This is a genomic window from Vreelandella titanicae (assembly GCF_014697095.1).
Lineage (GTDB): Bacteria > Pseudomonadota > Gammaproteobacteria > Pseudomonadales > Halomonadaceae > Vreelandella > Vreelandella titanicae.
In genome coordinates, this window is record NZ_CP059082.1 from 435,890 (window position 1) to 459,017 (window position 23,128).

17 protein-coding genes and 2 pseudogenes are annotated in these 23,128 nt (G+C 51.6%); 11 read left to right on the top strand and 8 right to left on the bottom strand.

Annotated elements, in window-relative coordinates; translation table 11 throughout:
- The first annotated feature begins 11 nt into the window (after positions 1-11).
- From HZS52_RS02040 to HZS52_RS02095, 9 genes and pseudogenes are all read left to right on the top strand, one after another.
- Complete coding sequence (locus HZS52_RS02040; protein WP_008958467.1) at positions 12-470, top strand: hypothetical protein; 459 nt, start codon at positions 12-14, stop codon at positions 468-470.
- Entirely contained in the window at positions 463-2,775 is a 2,313-nt protein-coding gene (locus HZS52_RS02045; RefSeq protein ID WP_190374064.1) for a heavy metal translocating P-type ATPase, read from the top strand. The genes HZS52_RS02040 and HZS52_RS02045 overlap by 8 nt, the downstream gene beginning before the upstream one ends.
- Before the next feature lie 78 nt (positions 2,776-2,853).
- Positions 2,854-3,096 (top strand): annotated as a pseudogene (locus HZS52_RS02050) (transposase); the annotation flags it as partial.
- A gap of 247 nt (positions 3,097-3,343) precedes the next feature.
- Positions 3,344-5,628, top strand: a pseudogene (locus HZS52_RS24725) (IS3 family transposase).
- Between the two features lie 481 nt (positions 5,629-6,109).
- Entirely contained in the window at positions 6,110-6,862 is a 753-nt protein-coding gene (locus HZS52_RS02075; protein ID WP_039860683.1) for a glutaredoxin, read from the top strand.
- Between the two features lie 163 nt (positions 6,863-7,025).
- Positions 7,026-8,363, top strand: coding sequence for an APC family permease (locus HZS52_RS02080; RefSeq protein WP_039860685.1), 1,338 nt, complete (start codon positions 7,026-7,028; stop codon positions 8,361-8,363).
- Between the two features lie 272 nt (positions 8,364-8,635).
- Positions 8,636-11,119, top strand: a complete 2,484-nt coding sequence (locus HZS52_RS02085) for an EAL domain-containing protein (protein WP_009288518.1) — start codon at positions 8,636-8,638, stop codon at positions 11,117-11,119.
- Between the two features lie 101 nt (positions 11,120-11,220).
- Positions 11,221-11,703 (top strand): AbrB/MazE/SpoVT family DNA-binding domain-containing protein, encoded by a 483-nt coding sequence (locus HZS52_RS02090; RefSeq protein WP_190374068.1) that lies wholly within the window; start codon positions 11,221-11,223, stop codon positions 11,701-11,703.
- Between the two features lie 380 nt (positions 11,704-12,083).
- Positions 12,084-12,296 (top strand): hypothetical protein, encoded by a 213-nt coding sequence (locus tag HZS52_RS02095; RefSeq protein WP_039860689.1) that lies wholly within the window; start codon positions 12,084-12,086, stop codon positions 12,294-12,296.
- Positions 12,297-12,918: 622 nt separating this feature from the next.
- On the opposite strand, the gene HZS52_RS02100 is transcribed toward HZS52_RS02095, so the two are convergent.
- Positions 12,919-13,662 (bottom strand): antitoxin Xre/MbcA/ParS toxin-binding domain-containing protein, encoded by a 744-nt coding sequence (locus HZS52_RS02100; RefSeq protein ID WP_009288520.1) that lies wholly within the window; start codon positions 13,660-13,662, stop codon positions 12,919-12,921.
- Between the two features lie 300 nt (positions 13,663-13,962).
- Here HZS52_RS02100 and HZS52_RS02105 point away from each other — a divergent pair, with 300 nt between their 5' ends.
- Positions 13,963-14,436: a DUF1440 domain-containing protein gene (locus HZS52_RS02105; RefSeq protein ID WP_190374069.1), complete on the top strand. Its 474-nt coding sequence runs from the start codon at positions 13,963-13,965 to the stop codon at positions 14,434-14,436.
- Here HZS52_RS02105 and HZS52_RS02110 read toward each other — a convergent pair.
- The 7 genes from HZS52_RS02110 to HZS52_RS02140 form a co-directional block, all read right to left on the bottom strand.
- A complete protein-coding gene (locus tag HZS52_RS02110; protein ID WP_039860691.1) occupies positions 14,433-14,720 on the bottom strand; it encodes a hypothetical protein in 288 nt (95 codons plus the stop codon). The genes HZS52_RS02105 and HZS52_RS02110 overlap by 4 nt on opposite strands.
- Positions 14,707-15,237, bottom strand: a complete 531-nt coding sequence (abiEi, locus tag HZS52_RS02115) for a type IV toxin-antitoxin system AbiEi family antitoxin (protein WP_223828160.1) — start codon at positions 15,235-15,237, stop codon at positions 14,707-14,709. The genes HZS52_RS02110 and abiEi overlap by 14 nt, the downstream gene beginning before the upstream one ends.
- 835 nt (positions 15,238-16,072) lie before the next feature.
- The gene (locus HZS52_RS02120) at positions 16,073-16,498 is read right to left on the bottom strand and encodes a hypothetical protein (RefSeq protein ID WP_223828033.1); all 426 of its coding nucleotides are present in this window, start codon (positions 16,496-16,498) and stop codon (positions 16,073-16,075) included.
- 269 nt (positions 16,499-16,767) lie between these two features.
- On the bottom strand, positions 16,768-17,526 hold the full coding sequence (gene qatD / locus HZS52_RS02125) for a Qat anti-phage system TatD family nuclease QatD (RefSeq protein ID WP_009288524.1): 759 nt from the start codon (positions 17,524-17,526) through the stop codon (positions 16,768-16,770).
- A complete protein-coding gene (qatC, locus tag HZS52_RS02130; RefSeq protein ID WP_009288525.1) occupies positions 17,523-18,788 on the bottom strand; it encodes a Qat anti-phage system QueC-like protein QatC in 1,266 nt (421 codons plus the stop codon). The genes qatD and qatC overlap by 4 nt, the downstream gene beginning before the upstream one ends.
- A complete protein-coding gene (locus HZS52_RS02135) occupies positions 18,785-19,615 on the bottom strand; it encodes a hypothetical protein (protein WP_009288526.1) in 831 nt (276 codons plus the stop codon). The genes qatC and HZS52_RS02135 overlap by 4 nt, the downstream gene beginning before the upstream one ends.
- On the bottom strand, positions 19,615-21,309 hold the full coding sequence (locus HZS52_RS02140; RefSeq protein ID WP_223828034.1) for a KAP family P-loop NTPase fold protein: 1,695 nt from the start codon (positions 21,307-21,309) through the stop codon (positions 19,615-19,617). Before HZS52_RS02140 ends, HZS52_RS02135 begins: the two co-directional genes overlap by 1 nt.
- A gap of 135 nt (positions 21,310-21,444) precedes the next feature.
- On the opposite strand from HZS52_RS02140, the gene HZS52_RS02145 reads away from it, so the two are divergent.
- Entirely contained in the window at positions 21,445-23,127 is a 1,683-nt protein-coding gene (locus HZS52_RS02145; RefSeq protein ID WP_011494284.1) for a Mu transposase C-terminal domain-containing protein, read from the top strand.
- Position 23,128 lies beyond the last annotated feature (1 nt).

Here is a 23,128-nt window from a genome sequence, read left to right on the forward strand (position 1 = left end):
GGAGGTACCAAATGGACGTTAGAACCTTTGGTGAATTGATCGATTGGACCCGTCAGTTACACGAGCATCTTGCAGCTTGCCTTGCTCATTGCGCCGATATACACGAAGAAGAGCGCGCTCGCATGTTGCTCAATTACTTAGCTGCACAGGAAGCGGAAATGCAGCGCGTTGTGGCGCGCTTTGAACAGACTGCTGACGCGAAAGCATTAAAAACCTACGTTTATGACTATTTGGAGCATAAACCTATCCGTACGCATCGTACCTGCGATGCGCCCTATTCCACGCTAAGTGTTGACGACATTTGCCGAGAGGTTTTTGATTTCCATGAACAAACGATAAACCTTTATCGAACCCTCGTTGGCAAAGCGGAAATTCCTGAGGCTAAAGAGCTCTTAGATTCCCTTTTAGCACTTGAAGAGCACGAAGCCATGCGCCTTGTTCGCCAAACGGGGAGAATGAACGATGTCTGAAGACCATAACGAGACAAAGGTGAAAGACCCTGTTTGTGGCATGGACGTTGATCCCCATACCTCCCGCCACCGTGCCGATCACGCGGGTAAGACTTGGTACTTCTGCTCAGAAAAGTGTCAGGAAAAGTTTATTGCCAAGCCTGATGCGTATCTTGAGCCAAGCAAACAGTCACAAGCGTCAGTACCCTCGGGGTCTATTTATACTTGCCCGATGCACCCAGAAGTTCGACGAGAAGGCCCAGGCGACTGTCCAATCTGTGGCATGGCGCTGGAACCTGAGACCGTCTCTGCTGACACCGGCCCTTCGGACGAACTCAAGGACATGACCAGGCGTTTCTGGATCGGCCTAGTACTGACCCTCCCCGTGTTTGCCCTAGAAATGGGTGGCCACGTGTTTGGCCTTATGCATTTTATTTCCCAGCAAACCTCTAACTGGATTCAACTGCTGCTGGCAACGCCGGTAGTCGTCTGGGCAGGTTGGCCATTCTTTGTACGCGGATGGCGTTCGCTAGTGCATCGCAGCCTTAATATGTTCACGCTAATCGCGATCGGTACCGGCACCGCGTTGCTCTACAGTTTGCTGGCCACCCTCACACCGGGCATCTTTCCCGACGCCTTCCGTCAAGCCGATGGTTCGGTGGCCGTTTATTTCGAAGCAGCGGCAGTGATTGTCGTTTTAGTTTTACTGGGACAAGTATTAGAGCTACGCGCTCGTGAAAAAACCTCTGGCGCTATTCGTGCTCTGCTCGACTTGGCGCCTGCTACCGCTCGACGCCTTGATGATCAGGGCAATGAGGAAGATATCTCTCTTGACCAGGTTCAGGTAGGGGATCGTCTCCGGGTGCGCCCCGGCGATAAGGTGCCATTAGACGGCGAAGTGATGGAAGGTCGTTCCAACGTTGACGAATCCATGGTTACCGGCGAACCGCTAGCGGTAAAAAAAGAAGTTGGCGATGGCGTTATTGGCGGCAGTATCAATGGGCAAGGATCATTCGTCATGCGCGCTGACAAGGTTGGCCAAGACACGATGCTGTCGCAAATTGTGCAAATGGTCGCCAGCGCCCAGCGTAGCCGCGCACCCATTCAAGGGCTTGCCGACAAAGTCGCCAGCATCTTTGTACCCGTCGTTATTCTCATTGCCGTTGTGGCTTTCATCGCCTGGTCATTGTGGGGCCCTACCCCGCCGATGGCGTTTGGCCTGATTGCGGCGGTTAGTGTTCTGATCATTGCCTGCCCGTGCGCGCTAGGCCTCGCTACCCCCATGTCGATTATGGTGGGTGTAGGGCGCGGTGCCCAGTTAGGCGTGTTGATCCGCGACGCCGAAGCTCTTGAACGTCTAGAGAAGGTCGACACCGTCGTCGTCGACAAAACCGGCACGCTTACCGAAGGCAAACCACGAGTGACCGAGTTGATTCTCACTGAAGGCATTGCTGAATCGGAGCTTTTGCGCTTGGCAGCTAGTCTTGAGCGAGGCAGCGAGCATCCCTTGGCCCATGCGATAGTCGAAAAGGCTAAAGAGGCAGAGGTAAAATTAACAGAAGCGTTGGACTTCGAGGCTCCCAACGGCATGGGCGTTATAGGCCAGATAGATGGCAAGCGTATTGCCCTGGGCAATCGGCTCTTGATGGAAAGCGAAGGCGTTAACACCCAGTCTCAAGACACACGCGCCGATCAATTGCGCAGTGACGGTGCTACAGTCATCTTTGCGAGCATCGACGGGAATTTGGCTGGGCTTCTCGCCATTGCTGATCCTATCAAGGAAACCACCGAAGAAGCCATTCGTTCACTCCAGGCTGACGGTATTCGAGTGGTGATGCTGACAGGCGATAATCGTACCTCCGCAGAAGCTGTGGCGCGTCGGCTAAGCATTGATGAGGTCGAAGCTGAAGTGCTTCCAGAAGACAAGGGCCGAGTGATTCAGCGTCTCCGTGATGAAGGGCGCATTGTTGTCATGGCCGGCGACGGCGTGAACGATGCACCTGCGCTGGCTACAGCGGATGTCGGCATTGCCATGGGAACCGGTACCGACGTAGCAATAGAAAGCGCTGGGGTTACCCTACTGCGAGGAGATCTTACCGGTATTGCCACGGCGCATAAACTCTCTAAAGCCACCATGCGTAATATCCGCCAAAATCTCTTTTTTGCCTTTGCTTACAACGCGGCAGGCATCCCCATTGCCGCAGGGATTTTGTACCCCTTCACAGGTATGCTGTTATCACCGATTATCGCGGCGGCGGCGATGTCACTCTCTTCAGTGAGCGTGATTGGCAATGCTTTACGACTTAGGATGATTGCTATGAAGTAAGACATGACGGTCTCAATGAATCGCCCCGGGTTTCGTAGACACCTCTAGGCCTTATACTAAAGGTACCTAGGAGGATCCATGAGCCGTCCCCGTTACACTGAAGAATTCAAAATCGAAGCCGTTAAACAGGTGGTAGAACGCGGCCATCGCGTTGCCGAGGTTGCTGAGCGTTTAGGCGTGTCAGGCCACAGCTTGTACCACTGGATCAAACGCTACGATAAGCCGGTAGAACAACGGCAAGAAGATGATGATCTCCAAGCTGAAAACCGTCGTTTGAAGGCTGAACTAAAACGCGTGTCAGAAGAGCGAGATATATTAAAAAACCGTTATGGGTTGGCACCCGCTTGTAGGTACAGAAACCCGACGGCGCCCTATACTCAGCTTGTGTGCCAGGGGCGCAGCCGTTGGCTTTTTGGTGGTCGACCCCGTTAAAAAACGTGGCTCGGGTGGCGTTCTGGACTTGAAAGTGGTGACACCGTTTGAGGTGATCCCGGTTAGGAAGGTAGATGTCATCAACGCCACCTCCTCTGGCCCTTCCGTCATTTTCGGTTGCTGAGGAGATGCTGTCATGGCTCGTCATTCCTCCCGCTCCACTCGGCAGCGGGACAAGTTACAAGTCGTTCACCCCAATGCCGCAGCGATAGATATTGGTTCACGTTTTCATGTTGTAGCGATTCCCCCTGATCGGGATCCGCAACCGGTACGACGCTTTGATACCTTTACGGGCGATTTGCGTCGCCTAGCTGATTGGTTAGCGGAAAAGAACATCGTGACCATCGCAATGGAATCGACAGGTGTGTACTGGATCCCCGTTTACGAACTCTTGGAAGAACGCGGTTTTGACGTGATTCTGGTCAATGCCCGTGAGGCCAAGAATGTCCCAGGGCGCAAGACGGATATCAACGATGCTCAGTGGCTACAACGCTTGCATTCCTATGGACTGCTGCGTGGCAGCTTTCGTCCGACTCAAGAGCTTGCCAGTCTACGAGCGTTACTACGCCAGCGGGAAAGGTTACTGGAATATTGTGCCTCTCATATTCAGCATATGCAGAAAGCATTGATGGAGATGAATTTGCAACTTCATCACGTTGTGTCTGATATCACCGGTAAAACAGGGATGCGGATTCTGCGCGCTATTGTCCAGGGGCAGCATGACTCCGCTGTACTAGCCTCCTTTCGTGATCCGCGCTGTAAAGCCAGTGAGGAAACAATTCGTCAAAGCTTGGAGGGCCACTACCGCGAGGAACATCTACTCACACTGCGTCAGTCTCTCGCTTTGTACGACACTTACCATGAGCATGTCGCCGAATGCGATCAGCTTATTGAAGCGACTCTCAAACGGCTTTCACTTGCAACGCCAGCGCCTGAAGGTTCCCTACCTGACGCTCGCCATCGGGATGCTAACCCTAATGCGCCAGCGTTCGACGTACGCCATTCCCTATTTCAGGTACTGGGCATTGATCTAACTCAGATCCACGGACTCGGTCCTTACTTGGTGCTCAAGCTAATTAGCGAGTGTGGTACGGATATGAGCCGTTGGCCCACGGTCAAACACTTTACCTCCTGGCTAGCATTGTCACCGGGAAGCAAGATCTCCGGTGGCAAGGTACTCTCGTCACGCACTCGACGAACCAAGAATCGAGCAGCTGCCTTGCTGCGCCTAGCGGCCACCACTATTGGGCGTTCTCAAACAGGCCTTGGTGCTTTTTACCGCCGGTTGGCGAGTCGGCTAGGTAAGGCTAAAGCTGTCACTGCGACAGCTAGGAAAATTGCCGTTTTATTCTACAACGTCCTGCGCTACGGCTGGGTTTATCAAGATCCTGGTGCTGACTACTATGAGGAACGCTACCACCAACGTATTGTTCGTAATTTACAACGCCGTGCGCAATCATTAGGCTTTGAATTGGCCCCAATAACAGACCCCAGCCAACGGGTTTCTTAGGAAGGCCACCGCGTACTTCGCCAGAGAGTCCGACTGAGGTACGCGTTTATTCAAAAGCATGCGAGTCAATATCCGGTACGGCGCTTGTGCCGCATGATGGCCGTGCATCCTAGTGGCTACTATGCATGGTGTAAAAAAGCACTGTCTAATCGAGACCGGGATGATCAGCGTCTATTGGGATTGATCAAGCATGCGTGGCTTGAAAGTGGCGGTGTATATGGCTATCGCAAGGTCTATCAGGATTTGCGTGAGGCTGGCGAAGCCTGCGGTAAGCACCGAGTGGCCCGCCTGATGCGTAGGGAAGGTTTACGCTCTCAGACGGGCTATCGACGACGCCCTGGCTGCTATGGCGGCGGAAAACCGGTGTTGTATCACCCAACCATTTAGACCGTCAGTTTGAAGTAACAGCGCCCAATGTTGCTTGGGTGACAGATATTACGTACATCCGAACGTACGAAGGCTGGCTTTACTTAGCGGTGGTGATCGACCTGTTTTCCCGTCAAGTGGTTGGCTGGTCGATGAAGTCTCGTATGACGACGGAGTTAGTGCTGGATGCTTTGTTATCGGCAGTCTGGCGACGCAAGCCACAAGAAACTGTGATGGTGCATTCAGATCAAGGAAGCCAATTCAGCAGCGGAGATTGACAAAGCTTTCTGAAAGCCAATCACTTGGTGGGCAGCATGAGTCGGCGTGGTAACTGTCATGATAACGCCGTTGCTGAGAGCTTTTTTCAACTCCTCAAGCGAGAGCGGATCAAGCGACAGATTTATTCGACACGGGAAGCGGCTAGACGCGACGTGTTCAATTATATCGAAATGTTTTACAACCCAAAGCGCCGACACGGCACAAGTGATAACTTGTCACCGGTTGAGTATGAAAGGCGTTACTTTAAGAGCCTAACGGGTGTCTAGAATATCCGGGGCGATTCACAATAACCAAGTAAGTTAAGTGTTGCACTTAGTTATTGAGACCGCACTAATGATGATCAGACGCTAATTCACTGGCAATGGTTTTCATTGCGAGTTTGCGTAATTTTAACCCTCTTGCTAACCGCTCTTCTCATGCTCTTTGAGATAACAGCAATTGAACTTATCATTGCTACTTTCAGCATTGGGGTGAGTGGCCTATCCCTACTACTGAGTTCAAGCAGTGTAAGCAACCCTCTGTACCTCCTTTTCCATCCTTTAGAGGATGAGGTTTTAGATACGCTTGACGCGATAGGTATTGCAGGGGTGGGCACTGTGGTTGTTTTATGCCTCTTGGCTTAATCGCCCCTGGCGACTTACGATTACCAGCTTTATACGACGGCAGTAAAACATACAATACTTGACCTATAGGCAACCCCAGGCACTACGCTTGTAGCCTTGATAAGGCAAAAATAGGGAGGTTGCCATGGCATCATCACAGCAAAACGCGCGGGTTTACCGGATGAAAACCGCCGAGCATATCTGCCCGTTTGGTCTGAAGACCGTTGATCTACTCAAACGCAAAGGCTTTAAGGTCGACGACCACACCTTAACGTCTCGCGATGAAATCGACGCGTTCAAGCAAAAGGAAAACGTCGACACGACGCCCCAGGTGTATATCGGTGACCAACGCATAGGTGGCTACGAAGAGCTACGCAAACATTTAGGAATGAGCGTTCCCAATGCAAAAGGAACTACTTATCGGCCAGTCATTGCCATTTTCGCTACTGCGCTGCTAATCGGCTTGGCGATTAGTTGGGCGACCCAGGGCACACTATTCACGGCGCGCATGCCGGAGTTCGCCGTTGCTACGGCGATGGTGCTGCTGGGCTTGCAGAAACTGCAGGATGTCGAAAATTTCAGCAGCATGTTTTTGAATTACGACCTTTTGGCCCAGCGCTACGTGCCCTACAGCTATTTTTACCCCTACGCCGAGACACTTGCAGGCATTTTAATGCTGGCCGGGGCATTGATTTGGCTGGTAGCACCACTGGCGCTATTTGTTGGCACGGTGGGGGCAGTCTCCGTCTTTAAAGCCGTGTATATCGACAAGCGTGAGCTTAAATGTGCCTGCGTCGGCGGTAACAGCAATGTGCCACTGGGTTTTGTGTCGCTAACCGAAAACCTCGTAATGATCGCTATGGGGCTGTGGATGCCGTTGCGGATGTTGTTGGGGTAAGACCCTCCCTCTTATGCCAAGCCATGATATGGGTCAGTTAATTGACTGGCCCGTATTCAGGTTGCGTTCAGCTAACTAAACCACACTTGGTGTTGAACTTATCCCACGCTGGCCCAAGGCAGTGAACATGCACGCCTTTGGCTTATTCCATAGGAGTGTTTGCATGGCTGACCAGGATAGAACGCCACAGTACGAAGAAGGAAGTCTCTCACTCATCGGTGCTGTAGCACTTGGCACTGGAGTAATGATCGGCGCAGGCATCTTTGCGTTAACTGGACAGATGGCGGAAATGACCGGCCCTCTATTTCCCCTAGCCTTTTTGGCTGCCGCGGTTATTGTCTCTTTCAGCGCTTACTCTTACGTTAAAATGTCCAATACCTACCCATCCGCCGGGGGTATAGGCATGTATTTGCAAAAAGCTTATGGCACAACGCTTCCTACCGCCTTTCACGCTCTCTTGATGTATTTTTCCATGGTGATCGCCCAAAGCTTTTTAGCGAGAACTTTCGGTTCTTACACTCTGGAGTTATTTGACCTGGGCGATCGCTTGCTGTTTGTGCCACTACTCGGTGTGGGCTTATTACTAGCGGCTTTTTTGATTAATTTATCCGCCAATAAGTTGATCGAGACAGTCGCCTCGGTGCTGGGTTTCATCAAAATTGGCGGCATCATCGTATTTGGTGTTGTCGGTGTTTTTATTGCCGATACTATCGAAATGGGTACTGGCAGGGATGCACCATCCCCAACTATCTCCGGTTTTTTAGGCGCAACGGCGTTAGGTATTCTGGCATTCAAGGGCTTTACGACTATTACCAACAGCGGCTCGGAGCTGAAAAACCCCAAACGTAATCTGGGCAAGGCCATCATGATCTCTATCGGCCTGTGCGTGGTGATCTATGCGCTTGTCGGCTTTGCCGTTGCCAGTAACCTTTCCTTATCCGAAATTATTGCAACGCAAGATTATTCGCTAGCGGCAGCGGCCCGGCCCGCGCTGGGTGAAGCTGCCGTTGGCTTTACCGTTATTTTAGCCATGCTGGCAACAGCAGGCGGAATCATCGCCAGTGTATTCGCGGTATCACGCATGCTCGCCATGCTGACCGAAATGAACCTGGTCCCGCACCGCCACTTTCATATGCCAGGTAGCCTGCAGAAGCACACGCTGGTGTACACCATTGTGTTTGGTTTAGTGCTGACCGCATTTTTTGACCTTAGCCGCATCGCGGCGCTCGGCATTATTTTTTACCTGATCATGGATATCGCCATCCATTGGGGAGTACTGCGCCATCTCAGGGAAAGCGTAGGCGCTAACGCGATCATTCCAAGCATCGCCATTTTGTTAGATGCCTTTGTATTAGGGGGCTTTGTATGGGTCAAAGCCACTTCCGACCCCCTGGTTCTTATCGTTGCCACCATAGTGATGGCCGTATTATTGGTAGGAGAATGGCTATTTCTTACTAGGCGCAATAATTCGGACGATAGCGGCACTTCGCACTCCCTCTAACCATAGGTTCACAGATGCAGCTTCACTGAGATCAAAATATTTAATAATAATTAGAATATTTAGCAACTTAGAAATGGATTCCTCGAGGTAAAGAGCTAAAAAAGCGGCGTTATTCTTAGTATTGCCATCCCACACAATATTTATAGTGGCGGTTTGAAGCTGTGAAAATCGTATTCAGAGAAACCGTATTAAGTTTAGAAAGCTGCTTTATGCAATTAGGCTTGATATCAATTCTGCAAGCATATGATTTCAAAAATAATTAGTGGCCATGAATGACACTGTCTAATTTTTTTCTAGACCCTCAAACGCAGAATGCTACTCAGGGGATGCACGACTCCTTTTTAGTCATACTTTCGTGGCTGGTAGCTTTGGCGGCTTCCTATGCTGGTTTGGATATCATCAAACTGGTGGGCAAAGTGGCTCACTCAGGGTGGCGCAGCGTATGGCTCTTCGCCGGGGCTAGTGCAATGGGGCTGGGTGTATGGAGCATGCATTTTATTGGTATGCATGCTTACCTTCTTGACTTCCCGGTCACCCATGAGCCTGCTTTAACACTGTTATCCATCTTTCCGGCGATTTTTGGTAGCTATAGCGCGATGGTGGTACTCGCCCGTAAAGCGCCGACACACCGTGCCATGGTGTTTGCGGGTATAAGCCTCGGTATAGGTATTGGTGTAATGCATTACAGCGGCATGGCCGCTATGCGTATGCCTGCTGAGCTGTACTATGCGATGGACCTCTTCTTGTTATCGCTTCTGGTAGCCATTGGTTTAGGTATTTTAAGTGTTTATGCCTACGGCTTATGCAAACAGGAGTGGGGGATGCAGCGCTCCAGACGCTGTGCCTTCATCGCAGCGTTTTGTGTCTCTTTAGGTGTCTGTGGGATGCATTATGTGGCCATGCAAGCAGCATGGTTTGTGCCTATTCCCGACTCAGCAGCTCCTTCGATGCTGCCAAAAGCTCACTGGCTTACTTATCTCATTGGCGGTATTGCTGTTTTTACCGCATTGCTGACGTTAGTGGCAACCAGCGTGCAGCGTCGTCTTCAGGATAGCGAGCGCCATCATCACATGACGCAAACGCGGCTACTTGAGGTTATCGCCGCCCTTCAAGACGGTGTCGTACTGCTAGATCACACCTCACGCATCCGTCTGTCCAATGCAGCGTTTGAGCGGCTAACGGGATTGAATCCAGCGCAGTTAGTCGGAACAAAACTTAGTCAAATACCGTATGCCAAAGACAGCCAATCGTTAAATGAAGATATTCGGCGAGCGCTAAAAACGCATGGTGAATGGAGCGGTATGATCACTGCGTTACATGCTAATGAACACCCATTTCCCGCCTGGCTGAGCGTTAATCGTGTTACCTATACTGACAGCAGCGAGAGCGACTATGTCGCCCTACTAAGCGACCGTTCAGAAGAGCAACAAGCCCAGCAGCGTATTCGCTATCTGGCTTACCACGACACCCTAACAACACTGCCAAATCGGCGGGCCTTACAAGAACGCTTGTCTGAAAGTGGGCAGGCCCATAATAGGGTCAACAGGCAAGCATTGTTGGCGCTCTTAGATATTGATCGATTCAAAGTGTTGAACGACAGCTTAGGCCAAGATATAGGCGATGAGCTGTTGCGCCAGTTAGGAAAACGTCTTCAACAATGGGCAGGGGCAGATGTATACGTAGCGCGGCTAGACGGCAATGAATTCGCCTTGTTAGGAGAGCTTTCATTCACAAAACAAACGGATGCTGAGCAGGAAGCAACACGTCTCATTGAAGATATATTGCGCTCCTTGACCGCTGATTACCTGCTTCAAGGGCACACTTATCCTTGTCGGATAAACGTGGGGATACTGACGTTTAGTCCACTCAAAAAAGAGCGTGCTGCACAGCTTTTTAAGCGAGCAGGTCTCGCGCTGCTAGAAGCCAAGCGACAACGTGATGGGCAGCCTCAGCTCTTTCGCCAAGAACAAGAGCACGAATTAGAGGAGCGCCTGACCCTTGAGCGTGAACTGAGGCATGCGATTGACCACGACGAATTGTGCTTATATTTACAGCCTCAGGTGGATGCCGAAAGGTGTGTTTTAGGTGCGGAAGCACTAGTGCGCTGGCATCATCCAGACAAAGGCCTTATTTCACCTGGGCGCTTTATTCCTTTAGCTGAGGAGACAGGACTTATCTTGCCGCTAGGAAAGTGGGTGTTACTGGAAGGGTGTCGCCTGTTGGGCCAGTGGCGCCAAGACCCATATCTTCATAACCTGAAGCTCTCAATCAATGTAAGCGTTCGCCAGTTCCAGCAGCCAGATTTTACGGATCAAGTGATGGCGGCGATTGAACAGAATGCTGTCCCACCCGAACGTTTAACGCTGGAGCTAACAGAATCCCTATTGTTGAGCGACCCTGCAGGCACCATCGAAAAAATGCAGCGGTTACGGCGTATCGGTATCAGCTTTGCGCTGGACGATTTTGGCACCGGATACTCCTCGCTTGCATACCTTAAGCTACTGCCACTAAACACCCTCAAAATTGACATCGCCTTCGTAAGAGATTTAACACTTGATATGCAAGCGACCCCTATAGCCGCGACGATCGTTGCACTGGCAGATAGCTTGAAACTTAAAGTCATTGCTGAGGGGGTTGAAACAGAAGAACAACGCTTAGTACTTGCCAATCTGGGATGCAAAATTTATCAAGGCTTCCTCTTTGGTAGGCCAGTGCCTGATAAATTGTTCCTCAACCACGTTAGTGCCAGAAATTGATGAACATTTTAAGCACTTGGTATGATGCTAAAAATTTCAATAGTGAAAGCAATTATAAATCTATATTTTAGTTAGGTGGTGGGCATTAAACGGAGGAAGTAATGGGAACATCGGACGATATAGGCCAAGCAATTTTCGCGTATCGTTCTTTCGATCTACGCGACCGTTTTCCTCAACCGTTAGAGACGTTTCGTGAAGCCCTGGCTTGTTTACAAAGCGATGATGCCTATATGGCCGCAATGAGCGGAGAGATCATAGCGTATTTGAGGGGCGGAGGTACGGTACAGATTCCTGATGACTTTTTCATTCATCGTTCAGTCAATAGTGTTGCTCTCTTGGGTGAAGAAGAAAATGATGCTATTTGCCTAGCAGTGGAAGCCTGGCTTCTTGAAAGGCTGGCTCAAATCAATGCTGATTTTTCACAACCCGAAACGTCAAGAATAAGGCCCTACAAGCTAGAGCTACTGCTCGACCAATGTGACGCGAATGCTGATGAAACAGACGAGGTACACGCTTGGCGTGACCTAACTGAAGTGGGGCGGGAGCAGCTTGATGAATGCGCGGCCCCCAAGAGGCCAATATAAATATTGTTTGATATCAGGCGCGCAAATTGTGTGGCCACATTAACTACGGGTGGGCAATTATGATCAAATCATCTGAAAAATGGGCAAGAAGACAACCGCTTCCCTACTCTGAAAAAGAGTTGGTGGCCAACCTCACGCCACAATCCGCCCACGCGGATGAAATAGCCTTACTCGTCCCCGGTGAATTTGAACCTAGGCATAGTCCAGCTGAGGATAAGGCTTCCTCAGGTGAAGCACGAATCTATGCACGATGAGTTCTGTGCTGGAGTATTAAGTGACGGCATAACCCATAGGAAAAATGGATAACAATGGTGCTAACGCCAGGAAATCTGCTTTTATCATTGTTAAGATTTATAAATAAATTGAAAGAGATATCACTGATGACAGCAAAAGACTTTGAACACGCGCCTGGTACAGCATCTCGTCCTCTACGCATCACCACTCCTTCCGGCGAAACGTTCATACTGGGCAAAACGACAAATCCTGAGAAAGAACAAGATAGTGAAGCTTTGCTACAAGCACGGCGTAAAGCACATCAGCGTGCACGCGATGTTATTTTCGAACATAGAAAAGAGTTGCTAAACAAAAAGTAATATGCACTTGAAATTAGCAGAAAAGCTCAGAATCGAGTGATAGACCATCAATCGATGGCACCTTCCCGTCATTGATGCCGACAGATGGTAGGCATATGCACGACAGCCCCTTTGAGCCTCCTTCGGAGACAACTGGGTAACATCGATCCCATTATGAAACACATTTCGTTAGCAACCGTTTAGGAGTGGCATAAAAAAGTTTCTGCTTAAGATAGTTACTTACCGAGTGCTAATTAAAAAACCTAGCAGACATCGAAAAACAAGAGCTAATTGCTAGATCTCTAACGAAAATCGACAAAATTTTCCTGTTTTAGAGGCATTTACCAGAGATTCGCCAATGGGCGAGCATGGCCCAGGCACACATGACCGAGACGGAGACATCAAACAAGCCTCTATGGCCAATCTATAGAAAATTGGCTAAAACCCCAGATAAAACTATATCAAACGCTAATTGAGGCACCTAGGATCCAACCGGCAGGGCGTTGTTGATCTTCTTCTTAGGCCCAGTTCTATAAGATCCTCAGCAGTACGAGGGCCTCTCTGTTAAGAGTTGTTTAATGGTGTCGTTTTTAAATTTCAGCGCTACGAGAATAATTCTCGAAATCCATGGCTATGGAGTAATTCAAGCCAATCCAACTTTCCGTTGGGCGTCAAGATAGTCTCGAAGAGAGCGCAATGCCGCTAAACCACCGCGATTCATAAGCTCCATGGGAGAGAGACCACCAAAAGGGGCATTATCAATCAAGTGATGAAGCCACCGTTGTCGGCCTTCTTCTTGAGGAAATAGCGATGTTAACGACCGGTAGATACCTAGGAGGTTAGATGCAAGTTCAAGCTGCTCAGCCGTTAAGCTTGCCTGTAAAGGCGTAGCTGTCCACTTTCGATAACTATCAATATTAATTTCTAGAAGCGCTGCCATGTCTGTATCTGACAACCCCCATTCTTGGGCAATAGTTGGAAATGTGTGCATCACTGCGACACCTGTTTCCTCACTATTATGCGCTGCAATACGATCAGGACGGCGATGCTGACGCCATTCAAGCCAGTCGATCTCATAAGCCAATGGGCCATCCTCGTTTTCAACCACTGGACATCCGGCACCCGTGAGATAACGTATAAAACCGTCTTGTAGCCTTATTGGTACCTCACGAATTCTAATATAGCGAGTGCCCGTCGGGGCAATGTGTGTAGGAACCTCTCCTGACCTTACGGCATTGTTAGGCTCCAAGAAATCGGCTTCCCAGTGCTCACTGTCCACCGGCTCAAACGGCTTATCGTAATACTGAACAGATCCTTTTAAACGCTCAAGAGGACTTTTAGCATTGCCTGCGACAGTAGGTCTTTGCGGATCGTATTTTTGCGACATAGTGATTTTCTCCTCCCAACAAACCTACCAACTTATCCTCAAAACGCTTACGCGGTTTCTTGAGGGTAGATGGTCTGGCATTACTCTTCGGCAGTGGCATGTTAAAGGTGCTGAGACAGCATAGACCCACAATGTGATCCTAAGGATATCAACAGCAAAAAAACTACCTATTTTCAAAGAGCAATCTATAAAACATACATCATGGCGCTTCACGTAGTACCGGGCGTTTGGCCACATTCTCGACTATGGAGAGCCATGTAAGCCAGCATATGCTTCAAGGAGGAAGCCACGAATCACTATTTGGCCGGTGCCATCGGCGGCCTGCTCGCCACCGTCCCCATGACCCTAGCCATGGAGTCACTCTATCGGCCGCTCCCGCGAAAAGAGCGCTACCCGTTACCGCCGCGTGAGCTCACCCAAAACCTTCTGCAGAAAGTGGAGGCGGATGCGCTATTAGACGAAGAGCAGCGTGTCGAGCTAAGCCTTGTCAGCCACTTTGGCTATGGTGCCCTCGCCGGGGCGCTATACCCCTATACACGCCAACGAGTCGAGCATCCTTTGGTCTACGGCAGCAGCTACGGCGTGGCGATATGGGCAGCGAGCTATTTCGGCTGGATTCCGGCGCTGCAAATCCTCCCGCCGCCCCACCGTCAGCCAGCCAATCGCCGCCGGCTAATGATTGTCGCTCACCTGGTGTGGGGGGCCGGCACCGTATGGATCGGCGAGTGCCTGGCGAACCGACGGGACGTCCCTTCTCGGCAACGGCTGAACTAGCCACGCACCATTTGCAGGTTCGGGACGCGATGGCCCAGATTCTCCTGCACCCGCTTGCTGCCCCAGTTGATGAAGTCGATCACCCCGAACTCGTAGCCCTTCGAGTTGATGCCGGGTTCTACTCGGCTAACCGCTACGTGTATCGCACTCTTCGACGCTGGAGCGAATAAAATGTCGAAGTGCATACGTTCTTTTTCGATGACTTGCCGCATCGCCTTACGTCCAGGTTCTTCCATTGCCATGTCAACTAGCTTGGCAAAGACCCCAGGCTCAATCCTGTCCATGGATCACCTCCACATCTACTAGATACGTATTGCGCCCCACTCTTTTCAGATCTGCCCAGGCAGCGTCAGGCGTCGCCATTTTGAGCGGCCGACCAATGTCACGCATGCGCGGCAGCAGCTCGATGATGGGCCTACTTGTATGCGTGAACTCAATGGTTCCATAAGGGGTGCAGTGCGTTCCTTTGCGTCCCGTGGTCATAATGGTTAGGCGATCGACGGGGATTTGTGAGATGGCTCCATACTCAGACAAGGCCGACTCCAGCGAGACGTAGCTGTACTCCCCTCGGTGCATGGCCCGAGCGATTCGTTCCAGCCGGTATGAGTCGGGAGTGCGAGAAAGGGCGTAGCAATAGATGCCCCGGGCAACGCCTTCGAGGATGCCATGCTTACGCAGTCGGTTGATCCCTTCCTGAAGGGTTTTTGGGTTGTCTTCATGAAATATCTTTGCCAGGTCCTTTAGCGTGAATACGCTTCGCCCGATTTTGTCCCAGCTGTCCAGTCGCTGCAGAGCTGTCATCTGTTTCACAGGTGTACACCAAAACTATATATTTATAGTCTAGGCGTACAGAAGTGGGCGCGCAAAAGCTGACCAAGATCCCTCAGCTACCTATATTTATCGATTGTTCCGATCCTGTGCCAAGAAAGCGATTCACACCAACCTCTCAGGCCGGATGTTTAGAGCCCAGTGCAACAATGATTATTAAAGCGAGCGTTTTAGGAATCTGAATATGACATTAGATACAGCGGCTCCCAATAACATCAGGAACAGGATCTCCAGCAGCGGAGTTGTCGTGAGGCAAGCAGCAATGGCGATTAGGCTGTTTGATTGAGGATGCACCAAAATAGGGGTAAGAAGGCTCTGCCCCATAAATATAATAAAAAGGAAAAAGGTGGTTGTCGCGAAGGAGAGGATTTTGCTAGGTGCCGTTTGTCTCACCGGCTTGGTAGCGATGGTTTTTCTGGCTTGCCAAATGACTTTTGAGTGATAGCAGGACAAGCCTGCTGTTGAGTCGGATATAGCCAACTTAATGGGGTATCAAGTTGGCGGGTTCTTCTTGCTGGTGTGGGCGGTTCTATTTTGGCTTGGCTTCCAGCTAGTTGGTAGTTAACCTCGCCACAAAACATCCGACACAGATTGATCGAGGAAAAGTATCCTGAGTAACATCGACGCCAGTGAAAGCATGGCCCGATGGGGTGATAGCGAGTGATCCATCGCACACGACTGAACCCCCTTGCCGCGAGAAGCTCTTCTTCATAACTCCCGTCCTGTTAAGGGCAGAGACCTCATTACCCTGTTTGATCGATTGAAGCGTGTCGATCGTTGTTGCCAATATTCCTTATCGATCTACTCACTACCCATGCATGATTTCTTGAAGCTCATCAAGAGCGGCGTCGATAACGAGATCAGGGTCTGTGACTATCAGATCCTGAGGTTTTAGCCCACCGAGATAGCTATTTGCCGACTGGAACCAAAAGGCCATTCCCCATCCGTTTTTATCATCTTTGAAGATGCCGATAATTTTTGATATGACGCGGTACGGTCGGTAGCCAGCTTCTTTCTCAAGCCCAAACGCAGGGTAGTATTCGGTGCCAAGGTTGTTAATCGTAAAAATATCACCTTGTTGTTTCCACTGCGCAGGTTGAGCACAGTCACTACATGAGCTGACGCCTGGCAACTGCAATATCTCATCGGCAGTTAACCAATCGCCGCTTTCCATCACGGCTCGACGCGCTCTTGCTTCCATCTCTGCTTCGCGCAAACTAATTGATGTGGTCATATGTTTAGGCACCCTTATCTTGGGTATGTGTCCTGATCCATTATTCTAGGGATTTTGCAAATAAGCTAGCCAGCGCGTAATTGACAGTCGTGGTAATCGAGGCTAACCATGCATAAGCGGTCAATGATGGAGAACGACTAACACCTTATTGAGCTCAACCTACTCGTGAGAAAATGAAGGCTAACGGCAACCATCACACGCTCACTTGATAAAATGAGACCACCAGTTTACAACCACTCATCTTAAGGGTTATGGCTGCAATTTATCTATTAAATGAGACTTGCCGTAGTAGTACAACCCATCTGATCAAGCAATACTTTGGCATTGCTAATCAATTGATACTGAACATCTATCAATGGCATTGCCCAAGCTTTGCTGAGCAGGCTGGCCGTGATTTCGAAATCCCATGGCATCACGGGTTGGTCATCTAACTGTGCAAAGGGACCATCACTTTCAGGAACGACCTTTTCCTTCGGAAGCTTTTTGGCCAATGCCTTCCCTGCCGAAGAATTGAAAGCTGCTGGGCCAATGCTGAACCAGCAGCCTTGCGCAGCGGCGGCTTTAAGCTCCGATACCGTTCCGGTGAACCAATGAAAAACCGGGATACCGTGGTCAGGGAACTCTCTAAGTAGCGTTAACACGTCTGGAACCGCCTGCCTCGAATGGATACTGAGCGCACGCCCGCCCAAGTCATGGCATCGCTTCACAGCAGTAGCAAAAACTTGCTTCTGCTTTAGGTAGCTAGAGGCATACCTCTTGGAGCCATCCAAACCGATCTCACCGACAGCATTGGCGCCATCAATCAGCTCTATGAGAATATCCAACTCCTGAAAACGATCGCCAGCGATCTCAGGGTGCAGGCCGGGGCTGATCAACATTGACTCGTGATGACCGAGCACCGAGCTCGTTGCCTGGAAGGCTTTCGGGCTCGTAGTTACTAGCCAAGTGAATACGTTGCGGCGTAGTGCCTCAGCATGCACTGCCCTTGCTTTGGGATAGAGATCCACGTGGCAATGAAAATCAATCAAAGCAATTGATCCTGAACAAGGACGGCTTCCAGTTCAGCAAGGCCTTGCTGAAGGACTCGGCGATAGTCGGGGCGTTCCTCAATCGAAGCAAAGGCCAGTGTGCCACCCAGGAATCGATCCAGTCCTCTCTGCTTGGCATCAAGCACAGCCAGAGCTACTGCCATAGGGTCATCGGGGCCACCGGACTTATCGCTGCCTACTACTGATGGAAAACGATAGTCGGTGGTATCGGATTCTGGTTCCCACGCCAAGAACGCAGCGCGACGAATCAGGCAAGGTACACAACGACCACAGTGCTGACGATTATAAGTCCTGAACCGCCCGCAGCTTGTGGAGTCTGAAGCCAACTCTCTCAACTTCTCTGGATCGAGGCAGCCTCGCATCATCTCGCCCTTGGTTTGCAAGCGATAAGGCAATACCAGCTCCACAGATATCCCCAGTTCATCAAGCACATCCTGGAGCATGCCAATGAAGAGCGGGTGAGTTGTGCGTGTACTCAGGCTCGACACTCGTCCAGGTACCAACGGAGGATTAATACAGATAAAGCCATTTTCAGGAATGTAGATCTGCGGCTTTGGCAAATTGATCTTTGTAGAGGCGAGCACGGCAAACGCGTAGAAAGCCAAGGACCGGGCACGAGTTGACGATTCCCGTACACCTTTGAAACTTATGCCGTGGCTCCACTGATAATGTGAGCCAGTGCCTGCCAGCAATTTAGCATAGCGTCGCTGCCGCTCCGAGTCCTTATGCGCAAGCTGGGAAACGAACAAAGGGCGCTTTTCTTCAGTCACTAAATTGATGCCCCCAATCAGGCTATCGAGCCCACCTGATAGCAAAGAAACGCAGTCGTTCTGGAGATAGTCACCATCTCCCTGAGGAGGCTTAGCCCCTGCATCATTAAAAATCAGGGTCCAGTAGTCGCCAGTCAAAATCTTTAGCATTTCCTCAAGATGTTGCTTGAGGGGTACCCACCGCAGTGGTTCACAAAGCCCTACAGTGAGTTGGATCGTGCGCGTCCACCCGTCTGCACTGGTATTTCTGGGGCTGGCCAAGTCAGCACTACAGACTGCAAGACAAAACTGTACAAAGTCCCAAACTGCCGGTGATGGCCGGAACCCGACTCGCTTCAGTGTTCCATGCCAACGGTTGGCAATGGCGCCCACACCATTGCGCTTGGCACCTTTGAAATACGAGAACACTCTCTCGCCTGCTTGCAGCTGCTGCGGGATTCTTTCCGCCGTGGAGCACAGAATCTTGTTCATTCGGCAAATACCTGCAAAGCGGATTGAAGGACTGACTGCGCCAAACTCTTAGGGTCCGCATATGAGGCTTTTTTCTCCTCCAAGGTCACCCGTACCTCTGCCCAGACCCATTCCCTTATGTCCGTTCGACGTTCTTGAATCTGAGCGGGGTCATGCTTGAGCTTTTCGTAGGTTTGCCCGAGTTGCATATCGATGAGCTGACAGATTTGGTTAGCGATCGTCAGACCAATCACCTCAGCAATTTGAGCATCTGTCAGATCAAAAATATCGACATCTGGGTGATTCTCGTAGAGATTGGCTAGCGCATCAGTACCGGAGTCACGCAAAGATTCTTCGTCAATACTGCCGGAACCTGAGATGACCTCTTTTAAGACCTCAAGCGCCAAGTCAGAAGCGGAAAGATTAGCCGTCCGACAACGCGCCACCCAGTCGGTTACCCGCGGATCCGTACCATCCCGAGCTGCTGCGAGGAACTGACCGAGAGCACCAGCCCCTCTCGCCGTGCTACGCATAGTTGAAGCAGCGCGGCTTGCTCCTCCCATTCCTTTTGACACCATGCTCCGGGTAGCACCACGGAGATTGTCGCGGCTGCCGTTTCTTAGGTAAGAGCCCAGTTGGGATCGTGCAGGACCAAAGCGACGATCTGGTGCAATAACATTCTCACCTGCTTGTGAATCACTGGCAGGCGCTCCCTCGACATTATCTTGCTCAGAATCAGATTGGGTTTCACCATCAAAGTTGCTTGGTGTCGCTCCATCTGGAGAAAGCCATTCTGGGTCAAAAGGAGAGCCTGAACGGCCACCACTACTGGATGTTGATGTACCCATCAGCGCCTCGTATTCAGGTTCAAAATCGCATTTTTAGTAGGCGTAGTCAGTTCGTTTGTTTCACTCCAGCGCTCCAAAACCACACTTGCCCATGCTTGAGCACCCAGGGTAGGAATGATGCCAGGGCCAACTTGCTTTAAAGGCGCTTGCTCCAACAAGCTGGCCGCTTTTTTTCCAATTACGGGAAAGGCCTTGCAGCATTCAATAAGCATCAAGATTTCGTTGTTACGCTTCCAGGTACGCGTAGTGCTGCAGCTCTGCCATGCCTTAAGCATCGCTAGCTCAGTCTGATCCGGCCCGACCTTTCGCATAAGATCTGTGAGAGACTGATGCGAGCTTGTTGCTGTCTTCAGAGCATCACGAAGCTTTCTTGAGTCAGGCATCATATTGTCATCACCAAAGTCCCGAGTACCCGAGTCCCGGCTCAGGTGAAGCAGTGGACGTAAATCTTCTGTACCGAGTGCAGGTGGCAACTGGAGCCACTGACGAGTGAAGGCGTTGTCCTTAAAGGGCTCGGGCAACTGACCTTTGCTTGCAGCAGCATTCTCTGCTTCAGCAAGGATTTGCAATCGACCGTCATTGTCCGAATGCACCTGTCCAGCCAGCGCTTCTGCTAGAGCTTCATCACAACGCTCAATAAGGTGCCATTTCGCCAATGCTGCTATATCTAGCTTGATCCCCTGTGGCGCAGAAAGGGCCTCACGTAGATAAACCGTGTTTAGGAAGCGCTTCATAAGCCGAGGGTTGGCATTGACTGCTGATGAACGATGAAGAAGTGACGCCAGCCCCTCTGCGAGATTCATCAAGCTACGAAATGTGTCGTCTGTTCCGACTAGTTCGTATAGAAACTCTTGATTGATAGTATCGCCTCTCCAGCTGTTTCGCAGCCTCTCGGGAATGAGCTTGAGAGCGCTTTCGAACTGGTCCCGTGTGAAAGTGCCAGCATTAGTCTCTCGCTCGAGCAGGAGTAATACCAGATAGGCTTTCGCCTCATTGAGACCAAGCCGCGGAACGTGGAGTGGAACCTGAATAAGCTTATCAAGGTAGTTGGTAGCAACATCGCTCGAAATTCCAGCCCCATCAAAATGCACTTTCACAGCTGACTTTATGAAATCGTTGTCGGCTGCAACGACAAATGCGCATCGACGAATGAAAAGCAGCAGGCGAATAGACTCAAGAGTTGAAATTGCGGTTTGAGGAAGACAGCGATCTAGATCGTCGACGAAAATTACCAAGGTGATTTCAAGTTCGGCGAGAAGGCTTTCCAAGGTATCTCGGAAGGCCTGGATGTGCGCTGGCATGGAGAACGGTTCTTTTGGCTTCAGCAAGCCATCAGTCGCCGCTGTGATACCTTCATAATCTACCTCCATCTCTCCTGTTTTTTCTGTCGAGGGGAAGAGACCGGCGATGGTGTCAAATGTTTTGCCGAGTGCACCAACTGGAATCCCGGTCGTCAACGTCAGCGCAGCTCCGCCGCTTAGCTGGGCAATTCTTAAGAGATTGATACGACGCCATAGCTCAGAAGCCTTATCAGCAATGGTTGCATTCTCCTGGGCAAGTCTAACAATCTCATCGCCTACGATCTGAAGCAGAGCACTGCGAGCGGATTCAAAGTCTTGGTACAGCCATGGGTTAAAAGTGAGAACAACGAAGGTATTTCCTGACTTGTTACCTTCATCAGGTGCCGATGTCATTTTCAGAAGACGACTGCACCAATCAACGAGACATGAAGCCTGCTGTGCATACGGCTCCTGACAGCCCGATATCAGGACTCCTCTGCACGAAACTCGTCTATGCTCAATACTCGTGTGCACCAAAGCGAGGCGAGCATGGCGACCGATACCGTACCGATTGCCGAGCGCGGCGTAGCCACCCTGTCAGAACAGGCATGGGAGCGTGCTCGCTGCCGCGCGGAGATCATTGGGCCGTTGGCGCAGTCGGAGACGGTCGGGCATGAAGCGGCCGACGCAGCAGCCCAGGCGCTGGGTCTGTCCCGGCGGCAGGTCTACGTCCTGATCCGCCGTGCCCGGCAAGGTTCGGGGCTGGTCACTGATTTGGCTCTTGGACAGTCGAGCGGTGGCAAAGGTAAAGGCCGCTTGCCGGAGTCGGTCGAACGAATCATCCGCGAGCTACTGCAAAAGCGCTTCCTGACCAAGCAGAAGCGCAGCTTGGCGGCGTTCCACCGTGAAGTTGCGCGGGTGTGCAAGCTGCAAAAGCTGCGGATGCCGGCGCGCAACACGGTCGCGTTGCGGATCGCCAGCCTTGATCCACTCAAGACCACTCGACTTCGGGAAGGCCAGGATGCGTCCCGCATCCTGCAAGGTGTTGGCGGTGTTCCTCCGCCAGTCTCCGCACCGCTGGAGCAGGTACAGATCGACCACACAGTCATCGACCTGATCGTGGTGGACGAGCGCGACCGGCAACCGATTGGCCGTCCGTACCTGACCCTCGCCATCGACGTGTTCACCCGCTGCGTGGTTGGCATGGTGGTCACGTTAGAAGCGCCATCTGCCGTCTCGGTCGGCCTGTGCCTCGCACACGCCGGTTGCGACAAGCGCCCTTGGTTGGAAAGGTTGGACGTGGAAATGGACTGGCCGATGAGCGGCAAGCCCGCGCTGCTCTACCTGGACAACGCGGCCGAATTCAAGAGCGAGGCGCTACGCCGTGGCTGCGAGCAGCATGGCATCCGGTTGGACTATCGGCCTCTCGGGCAGCCGCACTATGGCGGCATCGTGGAACGGATCATCGGCACGGCGATGCAAATGATCCACGACGAATTGCCGGGGACGACCTTCTCCAACCCTGACCAGCGCGGGGAATACGCCTCCGAGAAGATGGCCGCCCTGACACTGCGCGAGCTGGAACGCTGGCTCGCATTGGCGGTTGGCACCTATCACGGCTCCGTGCACAACGGCCTGCTCCAACCGCCGGCCGCACGCTGGGCCGAAGCTGTCGCGCGTACCGGCGTTCCAACCGTCATCACTCGCACCACGGCTTTTCTGGTCGATTTCCTGCCCGTCCTCCGCCGCACCCTGACCCGCACTGGCTTCGTCATCGACCACATCCACTACTACGCCGATGCGCTCAAGCCGTGGATAGCTCGGCGCGACCGCCTGCCTGCGTTCCTGATCCGGCGCGACCCACGCGACATCAGCCGCATTTGGGTGCTGGAGCCGGAGGGGCAGCACTATCTGGAAATTCCATACCGTACCTTGTCGCACCCGGCTGTCACCCTCTGGGAACAACGGCAGGCGCTGGCGAAATTGCGGCAGCAAGGGCGCGAACAGGTGGATGAGTCGGCGCTGTTCCGCATGATCGGGCAGATGCGCGAAATCGTGACCACTGCGCAGAAAGCCACGCGCAAGGCGCGGCGCGACGCGGATCGACGCCAGCATCTCAAGTCAACGGAACAACCTGTCAAAACCACGCCACCAGCGGACACGGACATGGCAGACCCGCAGGCGGACAACCAGCCACCTGCCAAACCGTTCGACCAGATTGAGGAGTGGTAGC